This is a genomic window from Pseudoprimorskyibacter insulae (assembly GCF_900302505.1).
In the GTDB taxonomy this organism is placed as follows: Bacteria; Pseudomonadota; Alphaproteobacteria; order Rhodobacterales; family Rhodobacteraceae; genus Pseudoprimorskyibacter; species Pseudoprimorskyibacter insulae.
Genome location: NZ_OMOJ01000003.1, coordinates 268,588 through 269,390, shown reverse-complemented (window position 1 = coordinate 269,390; position 803 = coordinate 268,588). Strand labels below are relative to the sequence as shown.

The window sequence follows — 803 nt, the reverse complement described above, 5'->3', positions numbered from 1 at the left end:
AGGAGATTACCAATGGCCACTGAAACCGAAACGCTTGATCCCGCAACCAAGCCTGCCAAACGGGCAGGCGGTGGGTTTCCGGTGATGTATTCCGGCGTGCTGCCCATTTCCAATGAGGCGCATCGCAGCCACCGGATCACGATGAACAATCAGGCGCTGGCCAAGGCTTCGACCATCCATCTGATCCCGGCGGTCATTGATGAATTCGGCCCCGCCGCGCCCTATCTGCCGATCATGTTCGTGCCGACCGTGGCAGGCCCGTCGCCGGTGTTTGTCTGTTCGCTGGCCAGTGGCCGCAACGCCTTTGTGTCGGACGATGGTCGCTGGACGCGTGGCTATGTTCCGGCCTATTTGCGCCGCTACCCGTTCATCCTTGGCAACACCGATGCCGAAGATCCGATCCTGTGCATTGACAGCGGGTTTGAGGATTTCACCGATGGCGATGACGGCCAGTTGCTGTTCAACGAAGACGGTGGCCAGTCGGACTATCTGCAAGGCATCATCCGGCTATCGTCGGATTACGCCCTGTCAGCCCGCCGCACCGAAGAGGCGATGAAGCGCGTGGCCGATCTGGATCTGCTGCGCACGGTCGGCATTGAAGGGCGCAACGCTGAAGGCGGCAAGGTCAGCCTGCAAGGCATGGCGGGGATTGATTTCCAACGCCTTGAGGCGCTCTCGGACCAAGAGTACCTAAGCCTGCGCGAGGGCGGGTTGCTAGAGGCGCTATACGCCCACCGCGTCAGCATGTCGTCGCTTGGCGCGTTGCAAGCGGGGGCGTAAGCCCAAGCGCCGCGCCGCATTGC

Annotated in this window: 1 protein-coding gene; it reads left to right on the top strand. The window is 61.8% G+C overall.

The annotated features are described in order from the left end of the window. Window positions 1-12: 12 nt before the first annotated feature. Complete coding sequence (locus PRI8871_RS10385; protein WP_108886152.1) at window positions 13-780, top strand: SapC family protein; 768 nt, start codon at window positions 13-15, stop codon at window positions 778-780. Window positions 781-803: the final 23 nt, after the last annotated feature.

What these genes read in the sequence shown, in the direction of transcription:
- PRI8871_RS10385 (WP_108886152.1), top strand. Translation starts at nt 13, where the DNA reads ATGGCCACTGAAACCGAAACGCTTGATCCCGCAACCAAGCCTGCCAAA.